The 21,055-nt window shown below is 45.1% G+C and carries 21 protein-coding genes and 1 tRNA gene; 8 read left to right on the top strand and 14 right to left on the bottom strand.

The window, feature by feature from the left end; genetic code table 11:
* Window positions 1-91 precede the first annotated feature (91 nt).
* The 9 genes from pgsA to C1710_RS06180 form a co-directional block, all read right to left on the bottom strand.
* Window positions 92-679 (bottom strand): CDP-diacylglycerol--glycerol-3-phosphate 3-phosphatidyltransferase, encoded by a 588-nt coding sequence (pgsA, locus tag C1710_RS06220; RefSeq protein WP_102281114.1) that lies wholly within the window; start codon window positions 677-679, stop codon window positions 92-94.
* 11 nt (window positions 680-690) lie between these two features.
* On the bottom strand, window positions 691-1,812 hold the full coding sequence (locus tag C1710_RS06215) for a helix-turn-helix domain-containing protein (protein ID WP_102281112.1): 1,122 nt from the start codon (window positions 1,810-1,812) through the stop codon (window positions 691-693).
* Window positions 1,813-1,976: 164 nt separating this feature from the next.
* Window positions 1,977-3,248 (bottom strand): EF-P 5-aminopentanol modification-associated protein YfmH, encoded by a 1,272-nt coding sequence (yfmH, locus tag C1710_RS06210; protein WP_180961319.1) that lies wholly within the window; start codon window positions 3,246-3,248, stop codon window positions 1,977-1,979.
* Window positions 3,241-4,497, bottom strand: coding sequence for an EF-P 5-aminopentanol modification-associated protein YfmF (yfmF, locus tag C1710_RS06205; protein ID WP_102281108.1), 1,257 nt, complete (start codon window positions 4,495-4,497; stop codon window positions 3,241-3,243). Before yfmF ends, yfmH begins: the two co-directional genes overlap by 8 nt.
* A 164-nt stretch (window positions 4,498-4,661) precedes the next feature.
* On the bottom strand, window positions 4,662-5,201 hold the full coding sequence (gene mreD, locus C1710_RS06200; protein WP_102281107.1) for a rod shape-determining protein MreD: 540 nt from the start codon (window positions 5,199-5,201) through the stop codon (window positions 4,662-4,664).
* Window positions 5,202-5,206: 5 nt separating this feature from the next.
* Window positions 5,207-6,064 (bottom strand): rod shape-determining protein MreC, encoded by an 858-nt coding sequence (mreC, locus tag C1710_RS06195; protein ID WP_102281105.1) that lies wholly within the window; start codon window positions 6,062-6,064, stop codon window positions 5,207-5,209.
* A gap of 117 nt (window positions 6,065-6,181) precedes the next feature.
* Window positions 6,182-7,186 carry a rod shape-determining protein gene (locus tag C1710_RS06190; RefSeq protein WP_102281104.1) on the bottom strand — a complete coding sequence of 335 codons (1,005 nt, stop codon included), beginning with the start codon at window positions 7,184-7,186 and terminating at the stop codon, window positions 6,182-6,184.
* A gap of 153 nt (window positions 7,187-7,339) precedes the next feature.
* Window positions 7,340-7,966 carry a JAB domain-containing protein gene (locus C1710_RS06185; RefSeq protein ID WP_102281103.1) on the bottom strand — a complete coding sequence of 209 codons (627 nt, stop codon included), beginning with the start codon at window positions 7,964-7,966 and terminating at the stop codon, window positions 7,340-7,342.
* A 50-nt stretch (window positions 7,967-8,016) separates the two neighbouring features.
* Complete coding sequence (locus tag C1710_RS06180) at window positions 8,017-9,339, bottom strand: bifunctional folylpolyglutamate synthase/dihydrofolate synthase (protein WP_102281101.1); 1,323 nt, start codon at window positions 9,337-9,339, stop codon at window positions 8,017-8,019.
* A gap of 358 nt (window positions 9,340-9,697) precedes the next feature.
* Between C1710_RS06180 and nhaC the strand changes: the two genes are divergently transcribed.
* The 5 genes from nhaC to C1710_RS08535 all read left to right on the top strand — a co-directional run bounded on the left by nhaC (window position 9,698) and on the right by C1710_RS08535 (window position 13,733).
* Window positions 9,698-11,074, top strand: a complete 1,377-nt coding sequence (gene nhaC, locus C1710_RS06175; protein WP_102281100.1) for a Na+/H+ antiporter NhaC — start codon at window positions 9,698-9,700, stop codon at window positions 11,072-11,074.
* 219 nt (window positions 11,075-11,293) lie between these two features.
* Window positions 11,294-11,827 (top strand): helix-turn-helix domain-containing protein, encoded by a 534-nt coding sequence (locus C1710_RS06170; protein WP_102281098.1) that lies wholly within the window; start codon window positions 11,294-11,296, stop codon window positions 11,825-11,827.
* The gene (locus C1710_RS06165) at window positions 11,785-12,534 is read left to right on the top strand and encodes an IS3 family transposase (RefSeq protein ID WP_146002376.1); all 750 of its coding nucleotides are present in this window, start codon (window positions 11,785-11,787) and stop codon (window positions 12,532-12,534) included. Before C1710_RS06170 ends, C1710_RS06165 begins: the two co-directional genes overlap by 43 nt.
* Window positions 12,535-12,615: 81 nt before the next feature.
* Window positions 12,616-13,539 carry an IS30 family transposase gene (locus tag C1710_RS06160; RefSeq protein WP_102281095.1) on the top strand — a complete coding sequence of 308 codons (924 nt, stop codon included), beginning with the start codon at window positions 12,616-12,618 and terminating at the stop codon, window positions 13,537-13,539.
* A 32-nt stretch (window positions 13,540-13,571) separates the two neighbouring features.
* Entirely contained in the window at window positions 13,572-13,733 is a 162-nt protein-coding gene (locus C1710_RS08535) for an IS3 family transposase (RefSeq protein ID WP_408065700.1), read from the top strand.
* A gap of 68 nt (window positions 13,734-13,801) precedes the next feature.
* On the opposite strand, the gene C1710_RS06150 is transcribed toward C1710_RS08535, so the two are convergent.
* The 4 genes from C1710_RS06150 to C1710_RS06135 all read right to left on the bottom strand — a co-directional run bounded on the left by C1710_RS06150 (window position 13,802) and on the right by C1710_RS06135 (window position 17,377).
* Window positions 13,802-13,874 (bottom strand) — tRNA-Arg (locus C1710_RS06150).
* 55 nt (window positions 13,875-13,929) lie between these two features.
* Complete coding sequence (locus C1710_RS06145) at window positions 13,930-15,207, bottom strand: DEAD/DEAH box helicase (RefSeq protein WP_102281092.1); 1,278 nt, start codon at window positions 15,205-15,207, stop codon at window positions 13,930-13,932.
* 9 nt (window positions 15,208-15,216) lie between these two features.
* On the bottom strand, window positions 15,217-16,224 hold the full coding sequence (locus tag C1710_RS06140) for a Gfo/Idh/MocA family protein (protein ID WP_102281090.1): 1,008 nt from the start codon (window positions 16,222-16,224) through the stop codon (window positions 15,217-15,219).
* Window positions 16,225-16,369: 145 nt separating this feature from the next.
* On the bottom strand, window positions 16,370-17,377 hold the full coding sequence (locus tag C1710_RS06135; protein WP_102281088.1) for a Gfo/Idh/MocA family protein: 1,008 nt from the start codon (window positions 17,375-17,377) through the stop codon (window positions 16,370-16,372).
* 172 nt (window positions 17,378-17,549) lie between these two features.
* Between C1710_RS06135 and C1710_RS06130 the strand changes: the two genes are divergently transcribed.
* From C1710_RS06130 to C1710_RS06120, 3 genes are all read left to right on the top strand, one after another.
* On the top strand, window positions 17,550-17,906 hold the full coding sequence (locus C1710_RS06130) for a DUF4828 domain-containing protein (protein WP_102281087.1): 357 nt from the start codon (window positions 17,550-17,552) through the stop codon (window positions 17,904-17,906).
* 102 nt (window positions 17,907-18,008) lie between these two features.
* Complete coding sequence (locus C1710_RS06125) at window positions 18,009-18,581, top strand: LOG family protein (protein WP_102281085.1); 573 nt, start codon at window positions 18,009-18,011, stop codon at window positions 18,579-18,581.
* 140 nt (window positions 18,582-18,721) lie between these two features.
* A complete protein-coding gene (locus C1710_RS06120) occupies window positions 18,722-20,047 on the top strand; it encodes an ISL3 family transposase (protein ID WP_102279250.1) in 1,326 nt (441 codons plus the stop codon).
* A gap of 88 nt (window positions 20,048-20,135) precedes the next feature.
* Here C1710_RS06120 and C1710_RS06115 read toward each other — a convergent pair whose 3' ends face one another.
* Window positions 20,136-21,038 (bottom strand): lactate/malate family dehydrogenase, encoded by a 903-nt coding sequence (locus C1710_RS06115; RefSeq protein ID WP_102281084.1) that lies wholly within the window; start codon window positions 21,036-21,038, stop codon window positions 20,136-20,138.
* Between the last annotated feature and the right edge of the window lie 17 nt (window positions 21,039-21,055).

The following is a 21,055-nucleotide window of genomic DNA, read 5'->3' as shown; positions in this document are numbered from 1 at the left end:
TTTTATTATGAACAAAAAGCCCGAGAATTGCAAGAGACTCCCGGGCTAAAAAGGCGATGCTAGTGCATCCCCAAAATGAATTATTCAGTTATTACTTAAACCCATCGCTAAAAACATCGCGGCCCTGGTAAAAGTAATCAATTCCGGAGTAGACCGTAAAGAACAGGCAAATATAAAGCATGATCTCGCCAAACGGAATATGAACGAGGGCAAAGAACGCGTTGTGGAGCAGCAAGAAAATAATCGCAATGAACTGCGTCGTGGTTTTAATCTTGCCAGGCATCTTTGCCGCCAAAACAATCCCATCCTGTTCGACAAGCAAAAGACGCAATCCTGTTACCGCCAATTCCCGCCAGAGAATAATAGCTGTAACCCAGGCTGGAACCGTCCCGTCAGCAGTAAGGACAACAAATGCCGTCATCACTAACAGTTTGTCAGCCAGCGGATCGGCAAACTTACCAAAGTTGGTTACAAGATGCTGGCTGCGGGCAATTCGGCCATCCAGGTTATCAGTAATAGTAGCAGCGATAAAGAGGATAGTGGCTATTAAGCGAGCGACGGTGACCGTCGCGCCACCAAAGGAAACAGTCCCCCACCCTGCTAATGGCAAAACCATTAAGCAAAGAAAAAAGGGAATAATAATTAACCGTACCACGGTGAGCTTATTAGGTAAATTCACTGTCATTCCTCCTATTGCTGATTGCCTTGCTGGCGATTGTCGGTAACAGTTTGCTGATTACTGTTATTTGGCCGCGTGGTCGTTTGTTGCTGGTTATTATTGTTGTTAGCCGTTGTTGTCCGACTAGTCGTTTGGCTGTTATTACTGTTGTTAGACGTCCGTGTTGACGAGCTCATGGACTGCCGATTATTTGTGGCCATGCTAGTGTTCCTTGCAGACGATTGGTGAGCATTACCAAAGTTAATCGTTACCGTCCGTGTTGACGGGTAACGACCGTTAGCAGTGATGTTGATCTTCTTACCACCGATCTTAACAGTTGTTTGAGATGCGTTACCAAGTCTGATAACGACACTCGACACTGTCTTGGCAATTACGACGTTGTCCTTATCACCAGCGTTCATCGTCTTCCCCAAACGTTGCGTGCCATCAACAGTGACGCTATTCCATGCCCGCGCGTTGGTGCTAATCTGTAAATTAGTACCCTTCTTTAAGGACTTGGTACTATAAACCACGCCGCTAGCATTTCGAGACGTTTCAGTCAACTTGATAGCTGCAGTCTTCTTTGTCTTCTTAGACGATGATGAAGCCTTCTTTTGGGACTTGTGGCTGGACTCTCCAGAGACAGAAACCCGTGATCGGTCAATCTTCGTTGAATTGTCATGGTGTTGGACAATAGCAACTACCCAAATAACAAGTAAAATGGCCAGGACGATCACCGCAATGATAATTGTTGGCAAGTATTTGCGGCGAGCATTCTCCATTTTCTCTGCCGTCCGGTGGTGACTGCTCCTCGTCTCGACTGCCTGAGTGATGTGTTTAGAATACTCATCCGCCTTCGTTTCTGGCAGTTCGTCTTCGTAATCTTTCAGTAGTTCGTTGCCATCCAAACCTACAGTATCAGCATACTGCTTAACAAAGGCCCGAACGTAAAAATCACCCGGAAGAGCCTTGAAGTTTTGGTCTTCAATCGCAATTAAATAACGTTTTTGAATTTTGGTGATCTGCTGGAGATCATCTAAAGTGTAGCCCTTTTGTTCACGAGCCGCACGCAGCTTTTTTCCGATATTGGCATGCCGCTTGCCGCTATCTTTTTGAGGCTGTTCATCAATTTGTGGTTGTTTATTTTCACTCATGGTTAATTCCCCATTTTATTCTGAAATCGTTAATCAATAGTATATCATACGCAACAGCCCCGGGCCGTCGTTGACTTCAGCCAACACTAACACCCGTAATACTGATCACGACTTGATATTTTAACACTATTGCTCGAAACTTGCTTGTCACTTTCATAAACAAGTTAGTTCGAAGGTAAAATCTGGCAAGTAGTCCATTGCTCTGGTTCGATCAGCGAATTAATAATCAGCTGTAAGTCATCAATAGTCAGTGAACGCAACGTTGTCACTTCATCGGTTATTAACCAGTCCCCGTTAGCCGTTTCAGCAAAACGGTCGGCCACTGCTTCAGGCGAGTCCATCATGCCAATTAAGCGTCCCAGCAGGGAGTGCTTGACGGTGTTAAACTGCCCAGCCGCTGCGGATAATTGGCGCTTACTATCACGCAGAATTTGATGAATTTCACTGATAAAACGGTCGGGAACATCAGTAACTGTTCCCAAACAAGCATAGTCAAACTGGTTAGCTACTTCTAACTCGTAACCGAACGAATCGTCGATAATCCCAGCATTATACAATCGTAGAAAGTTATCAGACGACTCATCAAATAACAATGAGAAGAACAATTCGCCAGCTAACTGGTATTTAAGTCGGTCCGTTGCTGGCCAGTTGTGTTTCCCCCGTAACCCAATCATCACCCGGGGACGTTGAACGGCCATTTTCTTCTGCCAGTTTGAAACAACCTGCCCTGCTGAATTGATAATCATTGACGTTGGGCGCTGATAATGGGATGAAAATTGTTTCCCTTCCTGATTTTCCTGCACCCACTCCAACACCGTTTGAGGATCAAAGCCGCCTACTACCAATAAGGTCATATTGGCTGGCTGATAGAAATTATCATAAAGTGTTTGAAGATCTTGTGGTTGAATTTGCTGAATTGAGGTCAGCGAACCGGCAATATCTTCTGCCAGCGGTGTGTGCGGATACAGGCTGGCCACCATCGCATCATACAGCCTCATCCCCGGCTGATCATCATACATCTTGATCTCTTCGCCAATAATTCCCCGTTCTTTATCAACCTTTTTCTGGGTGAAGTATGGCTGTTGAACAAAATTAAGCAACGTCTCCAGGCACTCCCTTAGCCGACCTGTCGTCGAAAACAAATAGGAAGTTTCGCACAGGTCAGTAAAAGCATTCGAATCGGCACCCAACCGGCCAAAAAGCTCGAAGGCATCATAATCTTTTTTTTCGAAAAGCTTGTGTTCTAAATAATGGGCTGTCCCAGCGGGTACCGTAATTAAGCCGTGATTTGCTGGCTGAAACCGGGTATCTACGGATCCAACGTTGACATTAATCATTGCATAGGTTTGGTGAAAACCGGGCATTGGTAACAGCTTAACTGTTATTCCATTGGCTAACTGGTAGTCAAGTACCTTTGCTTGATACAAGTCACTCATCAACATCACCACCTAGGTAATAAACTGCTTGTAATTTCAACTGTTTTGCTACCGCGACGACTTCCTGCTTGGTCACCAGACCCACCGCCTCTGGCACATTAAACAACTCCGGATGGCCACTCAACTCGTTGACCAAACGGTGTTCAATAATATTCAACGGGTTATCTAAACCCACCCGATAACTAGTAATTAGTGATTGCTTCACCTCTTCCAGTTGTTCGCTGGTAAACTGTCCGGCTTGTAGTTGCCTAATCTGCTGCTCGATTAGTGATCTAACGCGTTGGTAATTGTTGGCAGAAATACCAGTTTCGATAACGACATGACCACTGAAAGCACGAAGCTGGCTATCAGCATAATAAGCAAGACTTTCTTTTTCACGGACGTTTAAAAACAACTTGGAATAGGGGGTGCCACCGAGTAATCCGTTCATTACCAGACCCGGATAATAACCAGGGTCACGGTAGTAAACGGGCAAATGATAAGCTAAGTCCAGTTTTGCCTGTTCAATGTCATCACTATCCAGTTGTTGCCTTAGTCGGTGGTGAAATGATTGGTGGTAATCCGCAATAGCCGCTAGTGGTTGCCGGTCGCGAAAAGGCCACTTGGCAAAAGCCTGCCGAACTTTTTTAGTATTGACTTCTCCTAAGACAAAAATATCAACCTGATCTTCATCACGTAATGAACGATACGCTGACACCAAGCTGCCACCATTTAATGAGTCCAAATCACTGCTTGTCCCATAGCTGGGATAATACATCGGACTGGTTTGGTCATAAAACAATTGTGCTAAACGCTGGTAGGCTACAAACTGCTTGTCATCATTAATCGCCGCAAGTGAGCCTGCCAAACTCTTCTTTTGTACCGCAACGGTTGCGGCATCAAACCCCTTTTCATTCATCAATGGCCTAAAAACCAGCTCACGCAAAAGGTTAATTAATGGCATCAGGAGGGCTGTCTGGGCCTGACGGTCATTAACAACTTGCGCCCTCATTCGCAACGTATGAATCTGGCCAACCCGTGCCACGTTAGCGCTAACAACCGCGCCAAACAAGGCATCCAGCCGCCGAGCGAGTAATGTTTGGGTTGGGTACTTTTGACAACTTGTTTCTAAAACATTGGCTAGTAGATGCCGGGCCGTCGCATTATTAGTCGTTTGCATCGCTGAAAAATTAATCACAATATTAGTCAGTCGAAACTGTGATGATGGAATAATGTGTAGTTTTACACCCTTAGCAAGTTGATAATCCATAACACACGCTCCTTTTCAATCCTTGATCATCATAACGTTGCTTAATGCCAATAACAAGCCCACGCATGGCATTAGAGAAAAGATAAAGCCTCCTAGCGCGTTGCCACGCCGGAGACTTTAACCAATAATTCAAACGAGATATCCGCTTTTTATATTGTTAAGCATTACGCACGGCGCCGTTTACTCAACGCCCAGTGATAAATCCGGCTGACTGGCCAGAAAAAGATCACAAAATAAACCAGGTTAAGCGCCAGCGTTGGTGCCAGGCTATCAACCAAAAAATCGCCGAATCCCTGGTGGATAACGCCGATAATTCTGTAAGCCAGGTAATTCAATGACTCAAAAACTACTAAGTCAATAAAGAAAATCAAAATCATGTTTAAAAAGTTTCGATCCAGTAAACGATCAAGGGCCCGCGTTAATAAGATAATCAACGGGTACAGAAAAATAAAGAGCCCTAAAATGCCTGAGTAGTACAAGTCCGCCACAGCTCCAGCCAAGACAGCAAACCACACCAGCGGAATGTGAATGTTTTCTTCCAAGAAGAATGATAGTACTAGCCAGAGCATCACCAACTGACTACTCATTGAATATGGATAGGAAAACATGAGGGGCGCAAAAATTTTACTAAAGCTACCGTCTAAAAAAAGAGCAACAAACAGTCCCAACGGGAAGACGTATTTCAAACGTGAAAGTCTGTACATAGTCACTACTCCCCGCTATCTAACTCGGCCACCGTCACAATGTTGATGTCGTTAAAGTTAGTTGCCGGCTTGATATACAACTTTTGACTCAAACCGTAATCGTCCTTGCCGACACCGGCGACTTTCCCCACATAAAGTCCCTTAGGGGTAATGCCACCCATTCCACTAGTGGTAACTTTGGTTCCTTTTTTAACCTTTGCTTTCGTCGTGACTTGGCCCATTTCCAAGAGGTTCGCCGATGAATCGTAACCGGTAATCACGCCGTTAACCATCTTCCCGTTTTCGCCTTCAATACTAATGGCAAAACGGTTGGCAGATTCACTAGTATCACTTAGCAATTCAACCTTAGAATTAGTTTTGTTCACTTCTGCAACCCGACCAATGAGTCCAGCACCAGACATTACAGGCATATTCTTCTTAACACCACTGGTCTGACCCTTATTAATTATTAGCTGCTGTTGCCAGGTTGAAGGTGTTCTAGCCATTACCGAAGCAGTGATTGTCCGGTAATCAGTCAAGGAGCGATTCAACTTCAGTTCACGTTTCAATTGGCGGTTTTCTTTTGCCAGCGTCTGATCTCTGACCTTGGTCTGTGCCAATTCGTTAACCTGCTGCTTTAATTCACGGTTTTCCTGGTAAGTGTTAACTAGTTCGGAGACAGAATCCATCCCGCCCTGCACTGCATTGACTGGATAGGCGACTACCGCATCAGCAAAACCAACCACGTCGTTACCAAATTGTTGGATTAACGGCGGCGTATTTCGGCGATTTCGTAAAACCACGGACCCGGCCATTAACCCAAAACAGACTATCAGGATGACGACGGTAATCACCAGTCGGCGATTCGAAAAAAACTTGTGCATCCCTTTACCTCCAACTTAAAAACTTAAGATATTGAAACGGGGCTGGACAAAACAAAGCGTTTTGCAACCAGCCCCGCCCATCATTACCGGCTCACTGAGCAAACTGCTCAACCTCGCCTACTTTTTCTTCATAACATCAATGCTCTTGAGTGATTCACCAGTCCCAATTGCCACACAGTCAAGCGGGTCGTTAGCAATAAAGACCGGCACCTTCGTTGCATCGGCAATGACTTCGGGTAAATGTTTCAGTAAAGCACCGCCACCAGTCAGAACGATCCCGTGGTCAATCACGTCCGCCGCAATTTCCGGTGAAGTTTCTTCTAGCGTCCCTTTAATTGCTGCAATAATTTGTTCAACAACATCCTGCAGTGCCTTTGAGACGTCGACCGCTGAAACTTCCATCGTCTTTGGTAAACCAGTGACCAGGTCACGGCCACGCACTTCAGTGGTTCCCATTTCAGCAGCTGCCTCAGGAGAAGCAGAACCAATGTCCCACTTCAATTTTTCGGCAGTCCTTTCACCAATCAACAGGTTTTTCTCGTTGCGAACAAACTGGGCGATGGCATCATTCATCTTATCGCCAGCCATTCGAATGGAACGGCTGGAAACAATCCCGCCAAGAGAAATTGTCGCCACATCAGTCGTTCCACCACCGATGTCAACAACCATGCTCCCCGTTGGATCCATTACCGGAAGACCAGCACCGATTGCAGCCGCAAATGGTTCTTCAATGACGTAGGCGTCACGCGCACCAGCAACACGAGTAGCATCAATAACGGCCCGCTTTTCTACTTCGGTAATGCCAGTCGGAACACAGACCATCACATAAGGCTTGCCAGCATTCTTTCCCAGCGCCTTGTTCATGTAGTACTGCATCATGGCAACCGTCGTGTCATAATCGGCGATTACCCCATCCTTCATTGGCCGAATGGCGGTAATGCTGGCAGGTGTCCGCCCGATCATATCTCGTGCTTCTTCACCCACGGCAATCACTTCGTTAGTCTTGGTGTTGCGAGCAACCACGGATGGTTCGCGCAGCACAATTCCCTTACCTTCGATGTAAACAATTGTATTAGCAGTACCGAGGTCAATGCCAATATTTTTATTTCCCATTCCTAGCAATGTGTTTCTTCCCTTCGTTAACTATTCATGGTTTAGTAGTCAGATCAATATCTTTGTCATTATAACATAGGCATTTAGCCAATTAACAGTCATACTATACAACTTTCTCTCCGAAAGCTCACTGCTTATTGCGGAAGGTAAGCAAATCTTAAACTATCCAGCTACGCAACTGTTACTTTCCGTTTCACGCATCGAATAGTAGTCTTCTCGTCCTGTAATTAAACAATCAAGTAATTGCAAGCCGACAATGGAACAAGCTGATTGAAGTCGTTTCATCAATTTGAGGTCGCAACCAGATGGTGTGGGCTTACCGCTCGGGTGATTGTGTATCATAATCAAGCCGTGCGCACCATTCTTTAACGCATAACGAAGAATTTCCTCCGGGTAAACATGACATTCCGCCTGTCCACCCTTGAAAAGGGTCTCAAGAGCAATAATTTCATTGTGAACATCAGTACAAGCAATCACTACCATCTCACAAGCCTCACTAGCCAACCTGTCTACCATTGCCTCTCCTAAGGCACTGCTGGAATAAGCCGTTCCGTATGTAATTGGTTGACTAGTCAGCGTCAACTGGCCAAGCCGCATTGCGGCCAACAACGGTCCTAGCTGTCCGCGTGATTCCACCAGCAAGTCGTTTTCCTCATCTAAACTCAACCGCTTGAAATCTCCTGGTGTTGGACAAGATTTGATAAACAGTTCTCTCAATCGATCAGCGTTATCAGCGTATTGGAGTGATGCAGTCAGCAATTGGTCAAACGTGGTCGTTTCTTTGTTCATTAAATAAAACCTCCCTGCCAATTAAGTACGGGAGGTCCAATCGTTTCTAACTAATCCATCATCAGGTGACGAACGTCAGAGATAAAGTAAAGTGAGCCGGTAATAATAAACACATCATCTGTTGAAAGCCGGTGCGCAATGTCAACAAAAGCGGTTTGCCAATTATCAACCTCTTGGGCCGGATAATGGGTCCGTAACTGCGCTAAAGTGGCAGTTAAATCTGCACTGGGCCGCTTCTTGCCCGGACCAGCGAATCGTGTCACAGTTAAATGAACATTAGGTAACGCAGCCAGTTCGCCCAGCATGGCCTCATACTGCTTATCAGCCAGAATAGCTACCAGCAAGTAAACATCCCGGTCGGCAAAATCATCAGCGATCGTTTGACAAAGTGCTTGAATACCAGGAAGGTTATGGGCACCGTCTAAAATAACAGCTGGCGATGAATTCACTAATTCCATCCGCCCTGGCCAGTGCGTGGTCGTTAAGCCTTGAATGATCGCACGTTTATCAACCGGGACGCCAATCTTTGACAAAGCGAGGAGGGCTAGGGTAACTGCTACCCCAGCATTTTCCACCTGGTATTCACCGGCCAGCGATAAGGTTACCTTGGAAAGCGTTAGATCATCACTCTGGTAGTTGATCATCGGAAAAAGCGCACCATCCTGAAGACTCTTGACAGCAAAATCCGCTCCCGACAGTAGTAACTGCACATGGTGGTCGCCAGCAGCTTTTCTGACGACTGTCATTGCAGTTGCTGGTAGTTTGCCAACCACCATTGGCCGGCCGTCTTTCATAATCCCCGCTTTTTGCTGGGCAATGTCTGCAAGCGTCGGCCCCAAGTACTTCATGTGGTCATAACCCACACTAGTGATCGCCGTTGCCAACGGGTTAGTGATGACATTGGTCGAATCGTAAGTTCCGCCAATCCCCACTTCTAAAATGACCACATCGGGTTGGATTTCAGCAAAGTAACAAAACATAATCGCAGTGTCAATTTCAAACTCTGTTGGTCCCCCGCTAGCTAGCTGCTGGTCCAATGTGTCCACCACCGCAGCAACGCGGGACGTAATCCTCACGAGGTCGTCATCTGCAATTGGTTTACCATCAATGGCAATCCGCTCGTTAAAACGAGTAATGAAGGGCGAGGTAAATGTTCCTACACTCAAGCCGTGAGCCATCAAAATTTCCCTCATCATTGCTACAACTGATCCTTTGCCGTTCGTCCCGGTAACGTGCAGATAACGAAGACTAGTCTGCGGATTACCAAGCATCTTTAAAAATAGCCGCATCCGGTCCAGTGTTGGCACCTTTTTAAACTTGGTTCGTCCGTGAATAAAAGCAAGCGCCTGTTGATAGTTATTAATTGTCGTCATCTCAAACACCTCACTGGTATTATCGCGGTCAGAATCTGTCGACTCAAGTTTTTTAAGGAATTCTCATCATTTTTTAATTTTGCTATTGACGACCACCGGCTTTTACGTTATTATTTCAGCAATCAATTTCGTCGAAGTAGTAACGAGTGTTAAGCGTAAGAGAGTCAGCGGCTGGTGAAAGCTGATCAGGCGCCCGCTACGAAATACCGTGACGATCATGTTGATTCGGTTATGATCGGGCCCGTTATCTTCCGGTAAGAGTTGGCGGCTTAGCCGTCAGTCGGGTGGTACCACGGTATTCATCGTCCCGTCAGTCGCGTTGCGATTGACGGTTTTTTTATTGCGAGGAGGAAGGAAAATGAAAAAAATTGGTTTTACCGAAGCCATAATTGTCCTGTTACTGATGCTGATTATTTTGGGAACGTCCGTTATCCATCTTGGCCTCAGCCCACAAATCCCAGTTCTTTTCACGGTTGGTTTAATTGTCTTCTGGGCTAAAATCCGGGGAGCCAGTTGGGACGATATCCATGATGGGATCAAAGAAGGAATTGGTACAGCGATTATTCCTATCTTTATTTTCCTGTTAATCGGGGCGCTAATCGCCGTGTGGATTAAAGCTGGAATCATTCCCAGCATCATGGTTCTGGGTTTTAAACTGATCAGCGGAAGCTTCTTCGTCCCATCTGTGTTCATCGTTTGCTCATTAATCGGGGTTTCCATCGGGAGTGGGTTTACCACTATTTCTACTATTGGCATTGCCTTACTAGGAATGGGGATCACCATGCACGTCAATGATGCGCTTATTGCGGGGGCCATCCTGTCGGGAGCCATCTTTGGCGATAAAATGTCGCCACTTTCTGACTCAACTAACCTCGCTTCAGCAGTTGCCGGCAGTGACCTCTTCAAGCACATCAAAAACATGATGTGGACAACAATTCCTGCCTGGATCATCTCACTAATACTTTTCTGGATTCTCGGTGGTCACCATGAATCACTGGCCGCGAACCACGTTGCTAAAACGGTTGCTGTCTTAAACCATTCCTTTACTATCAGCTGGTGGGCTGCGCTACCGATCATCTTAATGTTTGCCTGTGCCTGGTTAAAGATTCCTGCTATTCCCACGTTATTTATTAACATCTTCACGGCTGTTATCATGATCTTCTGCAGTCAGCCGCACTACTCACTGAAGGCACTTGTTAACTTGATTACCGACGGGTTTGTGGCCCACACTAGCGACCAGTCAGTTAATGCTCTCCTCAGCCGTGGTGGAATTTCTAGCATGATGGGAACTGTCAGCCTAATTGTTATGACCCTTTCACTGGGCGGGGTACTAATGAAGTTCCACGTCATTCAAACGGCACTCAACCCGTTAATTAAACACCTGATGAACCCAGGCCGGTTAATCACCGCGACCATTTTATCTGGAATTGGCGTGAACGTCTTCATTGGTGAACAATACCTATCAGTTATCCTCCCTGGTCGGGCCTTCAAGGAACCGTTCTTCAAACTAGGGTTGGATCCACTGGCGCTATCACGGGTACTCGAGGACGGGGGCTCAGTAATTAACTACTTGATTCCCTGGGGTGTCGCCGGTTCTTTTGCCGCAGCAACACTCAACGTTCCAGTTTTACACTTCCTGCCCTTTACTTTCTTTAGCCTTCTGTCACCGCTGTTTTCTATTGCCAGTGGTTGGACCGGCATTGGCCTTAAGTGGGCTCAGCATTCAAATAAATAATTATGAAGTATTAAAAGCCGTCAGCAGTTTGAAGTGCCCTAGAATTGTTAGACACGAATCTAACAATTCTGGGGTATTTTTATGTCTAAATATTCATATCAATTTAAAGTTAGAGCAGTTCAAGACTACTTGAACAAAAGTCATGACTATTCATTAGTTTGTCAGNTTGAAGTGCCCTAGAATTGTTAGACACGAATCTAACAATTCTGGGGTATTTTTATGTCTAAATATTCATATCAATTTAAAGTTAGAGCAGTTCAAGACTACTTGAACAAAAGTCATGACTATTCATTAGTTTGTCAGAAATATGGCATTTCTTCCAACCATAGCTTAATGGCATGGGTACAGGATGTTCAAGCATGTGGTTATGAGAGTTTGGCTCCCAAGAGGAGCCATCGTATTTATTCACTTGATTATAAACTTCAGGTAATCACTTACTACCGTACTCACGAGTTAAGCATAGATAAAGTAGCTGCGAAATTTAATTTGAATCGCACACAAGTTTATTCATGGTATCGTAAATATAAAAATGAAGGGATCGTCGGCCTTCGGTCAAAGCCTAAGGGTCGACCAGCTAAAACTATGAACAAACATAAAACGATTAACAAATATAAAATCAAGCCTACTAAAGAAGAACAATATAGGCAAAAAATTGCCGATCTGGAAGCTAAGATCGCCGATCAAGAAATGGAGATCGACATCTTAAAAAAATTACAAGCCCTAAGACAGCAGCGCGGAAAGAACAAGCACTAGCGATCCAAGATCTTAGGGCTAAGTACCCATTATCTAAGTTGTTAACATATTTTGGTATTCCACGATCCACCTTCTATGAACGTCTTAAAGCCGCAAAGCGTATCGATAAGTATCATCAGGTAAAGCAGGAAATTGCGAAGCAATTTAAACGTAGTCAGGAAACCTACGGTTATCGCCGAATTTGGTATTGTCTCATCAAGAAAGGCTTCACATATTGTCAAGAAACAGTGCGTCGATTAATGACTAGCATGGGATTAAAGGTAACTGTGTACTCAGCCAAGAGTCACTATCATTCATATCGTGGTCATGTGGGCAAGGTTGCCCCTAATTACTTACATCAGCAATTTAATGCACAAAAAGCATATCAAGTTCTACATACAGATATCACACAAATTTCTATTAATGAACAGGTCAAAGGCTATTTATCACCAGTCATTGATGAGGCCAGTGGTGCCGTGGTCGCTTACGCGACCTCAACTCATCCTAATATGAAATTAGTTAGCACTATGTTGGCAAGTTTATTTAATAAACTGCCACAACGTAGTAACTCCATCATGCATTCAGATCAAGGATGGCAGTATCAACACCACTTGTATCAAATTTTATTACGTCAACACGGAATTACTCAGTCGATGTCCCGTAAAGGAAATTGCTTAGATAACTCACCAGCCGAAAGCTTTTTTAACTTGGCAGATTGTAAAATTTAAGTTGAACATTTAAGTGGACAGAAAAACCCATCAAGGTCTTTAATGGTGTTACCACACAATCCATTAGAAAGAAGGGCCTTGATGAGCACCACTATTTTATCATTCCAGAACCGTGTTGTCATTGAAACGCTTCATAATGAAGGACGTTCCTTGCGATACATCGCTAACTACTTAGGCTTTAGTAAGACCACCATCTTTAACGAACTTCACCGGCTAAATAGTGGGTATCAAGCTGAACTAGCGCAAACTGACTTTGAACGCAAGGTTAGTCAACGGGGGCGGAAGTCTTCGCTTACTAAAAGCCTTAAGCACTTGATTGAGGAAAAGATTCAAGTCCAGAAGTGGTCCCCTGAACAAGTTGCCCATGTAGTTGGTATTGCCTACAAGACGGTCTATAACTGGATTGATCAAGGATGGCTTGATGTACAGTTACCCGATTTGCCTGATCATGGAATTCGTCGTCATCGTGCTAAAGAAAAGCGTGGTACGTTCAGTCACGGCCGCTCCATTGAGGAGCGTCCTCATAAAGTCGAAACTCGCCAAGAATTCGGCCACTTTGAAGCTGATACCGTACTTTCTGGCAAACGTAAAGGTCAAGCTGTGGCGACTTTTGTGGAGCGTAAGAGTCGCCTGACAATTGTTAAACGGCTCCATGGTCGCGACAGTCAGTCCATGACTCAAGCCGTACTTGAACTAGCTAGTCAACTTCAAGACAAGCTCAAGACGCTTACCGTGGATCATGGGAAAGAGTTCGCTAACTATCAGGCAATTGAACAGCTAACGGGTACTCAGGTTTACTTTGCCCATGCCTATTCACCGCACGAACGCGGTAGTAATGAGAACCGTAATCGAGTTTTGCGACGGTTTATTCCCAAGGGACAAGCCATTGAAGAGCTGAGCGATCGCCAGCTGGTTCAAATCAATTGGTATCTGAATTCCCGACCACTTAAATGTCTTAACTGGCACACACCAATCGATATCTTCTTGCTTAATCTACGTCACTAAATTCGTTCAAGTTATTTCTTGCAATCTGCCACTTGTTAAAACGCGAGTGTTTGAATCGGATAAAGATCACTTCATTTCAGCAATTTAAAACTGTCATTGAGCAATACATCTATTGGTACAACAACGTACGAATTTCAGCAAATAAAAAAGGAATGACACCGAATCAATATATTCGATATCATTCCAATCTTTAAAAGTTAGTAAAGTGTCCAACTTTTTTATAGCACTTCAGTTTGTGCTGACGGCTTTTAATACTGAGAAATGGTCCCATCCGGGTTCGAACCGGAATCGACCGCTTAGGAGGCGGATGCACTATCCAGTTATGCTATGGGACCAAATCTCAAATATTATCGCATTGATGCCCGCTAATGTAAAGTTCAACAATCTCAATTATGAACGTTGCTGAGTTTCTTGCGCCTTTCGACGGTGCTTAAACCGCATTCCCTTATTCTTGAAATGACGATTTTTTTTGTGCTTTTTTCGTTTCTTCTCTGGGGTATTCCGCCGTCCAACCTTTCGCTGCTTGGCAGAAGAAACATGTTGACCCGATTCTTTTTGCTGGCGGCGAACCGTTGTTGTTCCTTCATTAGAAAAAGACCATTTTGTCAGCTGGTAATCAGTTGTGACCAGGGTCTTCCGTAAGTCACGAAAATCATGATCATCCCCCAGGTTATAAACACTCCCGGGTTGTCCCTGACGCCCCGTTCTCCCAACACGGTGAATATACTGGTCAGCGTGAGTTGGCAAGTCAAAGTTAATGACCGCCGGTAGTTTAACGATGTCCAACCCCCGGGCAGCAACATCTGTCGTCAACAGGAGTTTAACCTGGTGCTTTTTAAACCTACGGAGGGCCGCCTGTCGTTGTACCTGCCGTTGACGACCACCTAATGTCTCTACCGCAAAGTGACTGTGCACAAGACGGTTATAAGCATATTCCAGTGTTCGTTGACTGTTAAAGAACACTAATCCATAAAATCCAGGCTCCGCACTCAGTCTTTTTAAAACAGCAGTTTTTTGGGCGTTCGTACGAGCAACTACGGTATAGTGTTTAACATCGCCGCGAGACTTGTCCGTTTTGCGAACGTCGCACACTACCAATTGACGATGGAAAGTGTCAGAAAGCTCCTCCCTATCCTGCCCCGTGGTGGCACTAAAGAATGATAACTGGCAATCGCGTGGTGCCGCTTTAACCAAGTTCACCACCACTACCTTGGAGTGGTCATTGAGCAAATCATCCGCTTCATCGATGACAATGGACTTGATCCCACCTAATGACAGGTGATGGCGGTTTAATAAGTCATAAATACGGCCGGGAGTACCCACCAGTACCTCACTATGGTCACGAAGCTTTTCTATTTGCCGACGGACGTTAGCCCCGCCAGTCAGTGATTGAACGTGCAACCCCACCAGCGATGCCCATTCGCGCATAACGCGCGTTGTCTGCATCGCCAGTTCTTGTGACGGCTCCAATACCAGTAGCTGGCTACCACTGCCTGACGTTATCTGCGATAATAAGGGCCAAGTAAAGGCCAGTGTCTTTCCGGAACCAGTGGGAGCGATGCCGACAACGGACTGCCCACTGGCTAGCGGTTTAGCGACCGCCGTTTGGATCGCAGTTAATTGGGTAAAACCCTTTTCCTTAAAATGAGTCTCAAACTCTGTTTTCACAACATACTCCTAATAATTAGTGTCAGCCGGGAAAGTCAAATCGCAAGACTGCCTGAGATCATAAGTCACCTGGTTGACATCCTCAGCCAGTTGTAACCATTTTTGGTACCGGGCTTCATTGTCCGCATCCTTTAAGTTGTTCATAATCTCAGCAAAATCCTGTAGTTCGTAAATCATGTCGTTGTTTGCCACTTTGACGTCAAACGGGTGGGCTTGCTTGTCATCATCGTAGTAAATTCCCCGGCGCAGGTTAATGGCATTGTCAAGCCAAACAGTGTCACGACCACCGTAAAATTCAGTACCCAAGTAATTATTGCTAGTCTTGCCCACAACGATATTGACACTCTTACTGCCATAAGTTAAGGTTGCGACACCGTTACCATCAACCCCCGTTGGCAACATCATTGGTAGATAGTTGACACTATCAGGCTTGCCATAAAGAGCGACTATCATATTAATGCCATAAACACCAAGGTCTTCAATGGCCCCGCCAGCAAACTCAGGATTAAATATATTTGGCACTGGCTTGGTACCTTCATAAACTTTATCAATCCGTGAAGAGTACTTCATGATGTTCAAGGTGGCGCCGCCAAACTTCATTTGCTTGATTTTCTTTTGAACAGCCTTAAACAATGGCGTGTGGATATTACGAGCCGCTTCAAAGAGGCGGGCCTTCGGGTGAGCCGCCAGTAGCCTGGTAACTTCCTTAAATTCGTGAGGGTTAACAAACGCTGGTTTTTCTACTATAACGAACTTGTCATTTTCAATTGCCAACCGAACTTGCTCATAGTGAATACTATTGGGTGAAGCAATGTAAACAACGTCAAAATCGCCATTGGCGAAAAATTCTTCCAGCGAGTCGTAAAATCCCGTTGCTCCATACTGTTTACCAAACTCTTCCGCTCTTGCCATATGGCGCGAGTAAACTGTTGTCAGTCGGTATTCACCAGACTGTTTAGCAGCTGCCAGTAGCCGGTCGGTAATAATATGAGTGCCAATAATGCCCAACTTTAACATTTTCAGACCACCTTTGTTTTTATCCCCTTTATCTTAACAAGTGCTTCAACACTTTACCAATCACTACTGATTACTTGCCATCAGAGTTGTTGCCGTCTCGTGGATAGTCGTCAGTAAGAATGGCTCTCTGACGGCACCACGATTCCTAGTAATTAGTATCAGCCGGGAAGATCAAGTCACATGACTGACGCAGGTCATAGATGACCTTGTTGACATCTTCAGCCAACTGCAGCCAACGCTGGTATTGTGCTTCTTTATCAGCATCTTTCAGGTTGTTAATAATTTCAGCAAAGTCCTGCAGTTCATAAATCATATCATTATCGGCAACTTCCACGTCAAACTTGTGCCCCTGCTTCTGGTCATCATAGTAAATCCCCTGTCGTAAGTTAAAGGCACTGTCTAACCAGACCGTATCACGACCACCATAAAATTCAGTTCCCAGGTAATTGTTGCTGGTCTTACCAACTACGATCGTTACACTCCTCTCACCATAAGTCAGCGTTGCGACCCCGTTGCCATCAACACCTGTTTTTAACATTGTTGGCAGGTAGTTCACACTATCAGGCTTACCGTAGAGGGCAACTGCCAAGTAAACTCCGTAGACGCCCAGGTCTTCCAGTGCTCCGCCGGCAAATTCGGGATTAAAAATGTTAGGGATTGGTTGGACATCCTCGTAAACTTTATCAATTCGTGAAGAGTATTTCATAATATTCATTGTTGCCCCGCCAAACTTCATCTGACTAATCTTCTTGACAACGGCCTTAAACAGCGGCGTGTGAATATTGCGTGCCGCTTCAAACAGTCGCGCCTTCGGGTGAGCCGTCAGTAGCTTATTAATTTCCTGAAATTCATGCGGGTTCACCAGGGCTGGCTTTTCCAAAATGACAAACTTATCATTTTCAATTGCTAACCGCACCTGCTGGTAGTGAATACTATTAGGAGAAGCAATGTAGACAACATCAAAATCGCCTTCACTGAAAAACTTTTCCAGCGAGTCATAAAAAGCTGTTGCCCCGTATGGCTTGCCGAATTCTTCAGCCCGCTTCATATTGCGTGAGTAAACTGTTGTCAGCTGGTACTGACCACTCTTGTTAGCAGCGTCCAGTAGCTGATCAGTAATAATGTGAGTACCAATGATTCCCAACTTCAACATTCTCAATACTCCTTTAATTTAAATCCCCCTTATTCTAACAATTATTTCAATGTTTTAACAGAATTGAAACTTTCCCCTAATATTAACTGTGTATAATAAAGTTACATAAGCTGATAAGGTGAAATAAATAATCATGAGTACGATAAATAAATTGATAAGGAGAATGAAATCAATGCGGAAACAGGGAACATTGCTTTTTGGTGCGGGATTAATTGCGGGGATCAGCAGTACCCTGGGTTTTAATCATGCCAAAAAACAGCCTGCCCGTTCACTCCCCCTCTTCTACGCTGGTTCATGGCAATATTATGACCGGCAACGTAATCGTACTCACCGGCTGACAATTACGCCAGACCTCAAAATGAGTATTGACAGTCAGCTCTTTCCGGCAACGGTTCAACACGTCGACAGTCAAGAACTAGTTTACCTCGACCGCTTTGGTTACCACATCACAATTAAGGCTGATGGCGATCAACCGACAACGTTCATCGACGAGGCAGACGACCAGACATATTCAATTAAACCATTTTAACTACTTTAGTCCCCACACAGCTGGAGACTTTTTTCTATGCTCTGCTATAAGAAAAATCCATGATACAATAACTTTATCACTTGGATAAGGAACGTGTCTGTAATGATTAGATCACTAACAGTTTACTGCGGGGCTAACATGGGTAGTGACCCACAGCTTGTGGTAGCAGCAAAAGAATTTGGCCAGCAGTTGGCTCAACATGATATTAGCCTTGTTTACGGTGGCGGTCGCTTTGGCATCATGGGAACCATTGCCCGGGCGGTTATGGATAATGGCGGCACCGTTCACGGTGTCATTACAACCGAACTCCGTGACCGTGGAGCAGCGCTCGACAACCTGACCACCCTCGAAGTTGTCCCAACCATGGACATTCGCAAACAACAAATGATGAAGCTGGGTGACGGGATGGTTGCCCTCCCCGGCGGAGTTGGTACCCTCGAAGAAATTAGTGAAGCTGCTTCCTGGACAACCATCGGCGATAATCATAAACCGGCCGCTTTCTACAACGTTGATGGTTACTATGACCCGCTGAAAGCAATGTTTTACAAGATGCACGAAAAGGGTTTCTTAGAACAAAGTTACCTGGATAGCCTGTACTTCACTGACAGCTTGAATCAGCTCCTTAACTTCATGAACAATTACCACGCCCCGGATTATCGTCACTATCATGGCTAAAAAGAATGGTTCTACACTATTCGGTACTGATGGACTTTTCCATCGGTACCGTTTTTCGTTTATGATGACAATAAAAAAACGGACAATCACCCCAAAGCCTAAATCGTGGTGATTGTCCTCCAGAAAGGAAATTAATCCTCATGACTAATGATATCAACTTTTTAACCGGAATCCAAGACCCAGGGCTTCAGCTGGATAAAGAAGGGGCTGAGACTATTGATGACCAAACCAAAATCATTCATTTGGTCAAGACTGGTGAATGTCGTTGTCCTGTTTGTGGACGCCCGATGTTGAAGAATGGTTTTCGTCATCGCCCAGTAGTCATTACCGCCCTGTCGGTCGCTGGTGTAAAGACCATTCTCATGATTAAAAAACAGCAGTATATCTGTAAGCCGTCCACTAAATGTCCGCAAACCGTGACGAAAATCGCCACGATTAAAGGCATTAGCCGCGGCTGTCGGATTGCTAATAACGTGAAGCAATTCATTATCAAAGACCTTCACCGTAATATTTCACAGAAAGAGTTAGCCCATAACTATTACGTGTCTGCTAGTACCGTTGCCAGAACCATCGATACGCTAGAAAACACCTTTGTTCCTGAGAAAGATTGGCTGCCGGCAACGATTGCTTTTGATGACTTCAAGTCAGGCCAATTCGCTGATAGTGGGATGAGCATGCTCTTAATGAATCCGACTAATCATCGCACCATCGATATTATTAAATCCCGGAACTCGCGTTATTTAAAGCAATACTTTTATCGTCACTTTACCCGGCGGGCCCGATGTGCTGTCCGTTTGATTGTCGTCGACCTTTATCAACCTTACCGGAGCTTAATCAAGGAACTCTTTCCTCATGCCCGAATTATTGCCGATCATTTTCATATCGTTGCCCAGGCGTATCGGGCACTTCAAGCGGTGCGGATTAAAGTAATGAATCGTTATGGTCATGGCACCCACGAGTATCGCGTTTTAAAGCGTTTCTGGAAGTTACTTTTACAAAAAATCGCTCATTTAGATAATATTCACCACTATCCACGGCGCAACTTTCGTGGCGCCTGGTTGTCTGATAGTGAGGTCATTGATCGGCTTTTGTCCATGTCACCCGAATTGCAAATAGCTTATGACTACTACCAAACTTTGATAGAGGCAGTGGATCAAGGTCAAGCAGCAGAGTTAACGGCACTCTTACAACGCAAACTCACTAATCTGCCTAAACAATTACAAAAAGTCCAGCGGACTTTACGGCAACACCAGGAAGAAATCATCAGGAGCTTTCAATACCAGTTAACTAATGGTCCCATTGAGGGTACTAATAACAAAATCAAAGTAATCAAACGGACGGCTTATGGTTTTCGCAACTTTTTCCGGTTCCGGATTCGCATACTAATAGCATTAAAAAATTCGCACATCATGGTTCAGGCACCCATAATCACAAGAAAAACCAGCCCAAGCAAACTAGTTGCTTGAACTGGTCAAAATTAGCTATCAGTACCGATTGACAAAGAGCCAAAAGAATGGTGGCAGGAGTCGCAACGACTTCTGCCACCATTTTTATTTACCGCTGACTAGCTACCTGATCACTAATTGATGTTGCAGCCACGGTCAGCTGCTCTTCTTCGACTGGCAACAATTTGAGTAAGTTGAAGATTCCGCTTCCTTGACGACCAACAGCCACTGGGTATGAAAGGTAGGTCTTAAACTGGGGATGATAGACGGCAATCGGTAGAATTTTACCACTATCTGACATCACCGCTTTGATCACCCGCAAAGCAGCAAAACAAATTCCAGTAGCATCATATCCCAGACCATTAACTGTCAACCAACTGCTTTCTCGCGATTTTATCGCTAATTGGTGCTGATCCAAAGAATGACCATTAATTGCAGCAGGCATTGGCTGACCGTTAACATTCCAGGTGGACCATGGGAAAACTAATCGCCCGTCATGCTGACCAATAATAAATCCTTCAACAGCCGTTGGGTGAAGGTGGGCCTGTCGAGCCACCGCAACTTTTGCTCGTTGGGTATCTAAAAGGGTCCCAGTCCCAATTACACGCCGCGTTGGCCATGCTAGTTTCTGCTGCCATAATGCCGTTGTCGCTTCGTTGGGATTGCTAAGATTTAGCAAAACACCGGTAAAACCGCTTTGCTGAATTTGCTTTGCTAAACGGCGGATCATTGCCGCATTGGCGGACAGTTCCGCGAACCGTCCTGTGCTTAGCTTGCTGGCATCACCAGCGGCAATGATGATAATGTCTGTGTTTTTCAATGCCATGTAATCTTGTTGTATGATTTGTGGCTGGCTTGCCGGTAAGGCGTCTGCCAAATCAGCTGCCACCGCGTTAGTTCGCTGGTCATCCTGGTCGATTAGTACTAGTTGGTCAACTGCTCCCTGGGCAACTAACAAGTTAGCAAGCAAAATTCCGGTATGACCGAGGCCAATAATTCCAATACTACGCACACAGATTCTCCTCTCTC

It is taken from the genome of [Lactobacillus] timonensis, from assembly GCF_900240275.1.
Classification (GTDB): domain Bacteria; phylum Bacillota; class Bacilli; order Lactobacillales; family Lactobacillaceae; genus Limosilactobacillus; species Limosilactobacillus timonensis.
The sequence above is the reverse complement of the archived record's forward strand: the minus strand, read 5'-3'. Positions and strand labels throughout refer to the sequence as shown.

Coding starts and splice junctions, on each gene's coding strand:
- C1710_RS06215 (WP_102281112.1), bottom strand. CDS start 1,812: ATGAGTGAAAATAAACAACCACAAATTGATGAACAGCCTCAAAAAGAT.
- yfmH (WP_180961319.1), bottom strand. CDS start 3,248: ATGAGTGACTTGTATCAAGCAAAGGTACTTGACTACCAGTTAGCCAAT.
- yfmF (WP_102281108.1), bottom strand. CDS start 4,497: ATGGATTATCAACTTGCTAAGGGTGTAAAACTACACATTATTCCATCA.
- mreD (WP_102281107.1), bottom strand. CDS start 5,201: ATGTACAGACTTTCACGTTTGAAATACGTCTTCCCGTTGGGACTGTTT.
- mreC (WP_102281105.1), bottom strand. CDS start 6,064: ATGCACAAGTTTTTTTCGAATCGCCGACTGGTGATTACCGTCGTCATC.
- C1710_RS06185 (WP_102281103.1), bottom strand. CDS start 7,966: ATGAACAAAGAAACGACCACGTTTGACCAATTGCTGACTGCATCACTC.
- C1710_RS06180 (WP_102281101.1), bottom strand. CDS start 9,339: ATGACGACAATTAATAACTATCAACAGGCGCTTGCTTTTATTCACGGA.
- nhaC (WP_102281100.1), top strand. CDS start 9,698: ATGAAAAAAATTGGTTTTACCGAAGCCATAATTGTCCTGTTACTGATG.
- C1710_RS06170 (WP_102281098.1), top strand. CDS start 11,294: ATGTCTAAATATTCATATCAATTTAAAGTTAGAGCAGTTCAAGACTAC.
- C1710_RS06160 (WP_102281095.1), top strand. CDS start 12,616: ATGAGCACCACTATTTTATCATTCCAGAACCGTGTTGTCATTGAAACG.
- C1710_RS06140 (WP_102281090.1), bottom strand. CDS start 16,224: ATGTTAAAGTTGGGCATTATTGGCACTCATATTATTACCGACCGGCTA.
- C1710_RS06135 (WP_102281088.1), bottom strand. CDS start 17,377: ATGTTGAAGTTGGGAATCATTGGTACTCACATTATTACTGATCAGCTA.
- C1710_RS06130 (WP_102281087.1), top strand. CDS start 17,550: ATGCGGAAACAGGGAACATTGCTTTTTGGTGCGGGATTAATTGCGGGG.
- C1710_RS06125 (WP_102281085.1), top strand. CDS start 18,009: ATGATTAGATCACTAACAGTTTACTGCGGGGCTAACATGGGTAGTGAC.
- C1710_RS06120 (WP_102279250.1), top strand. CDS start 18,722: ATGACTAATGATATCAACTTTTTAACCGGAATCCAAGACCCAGGGCTT.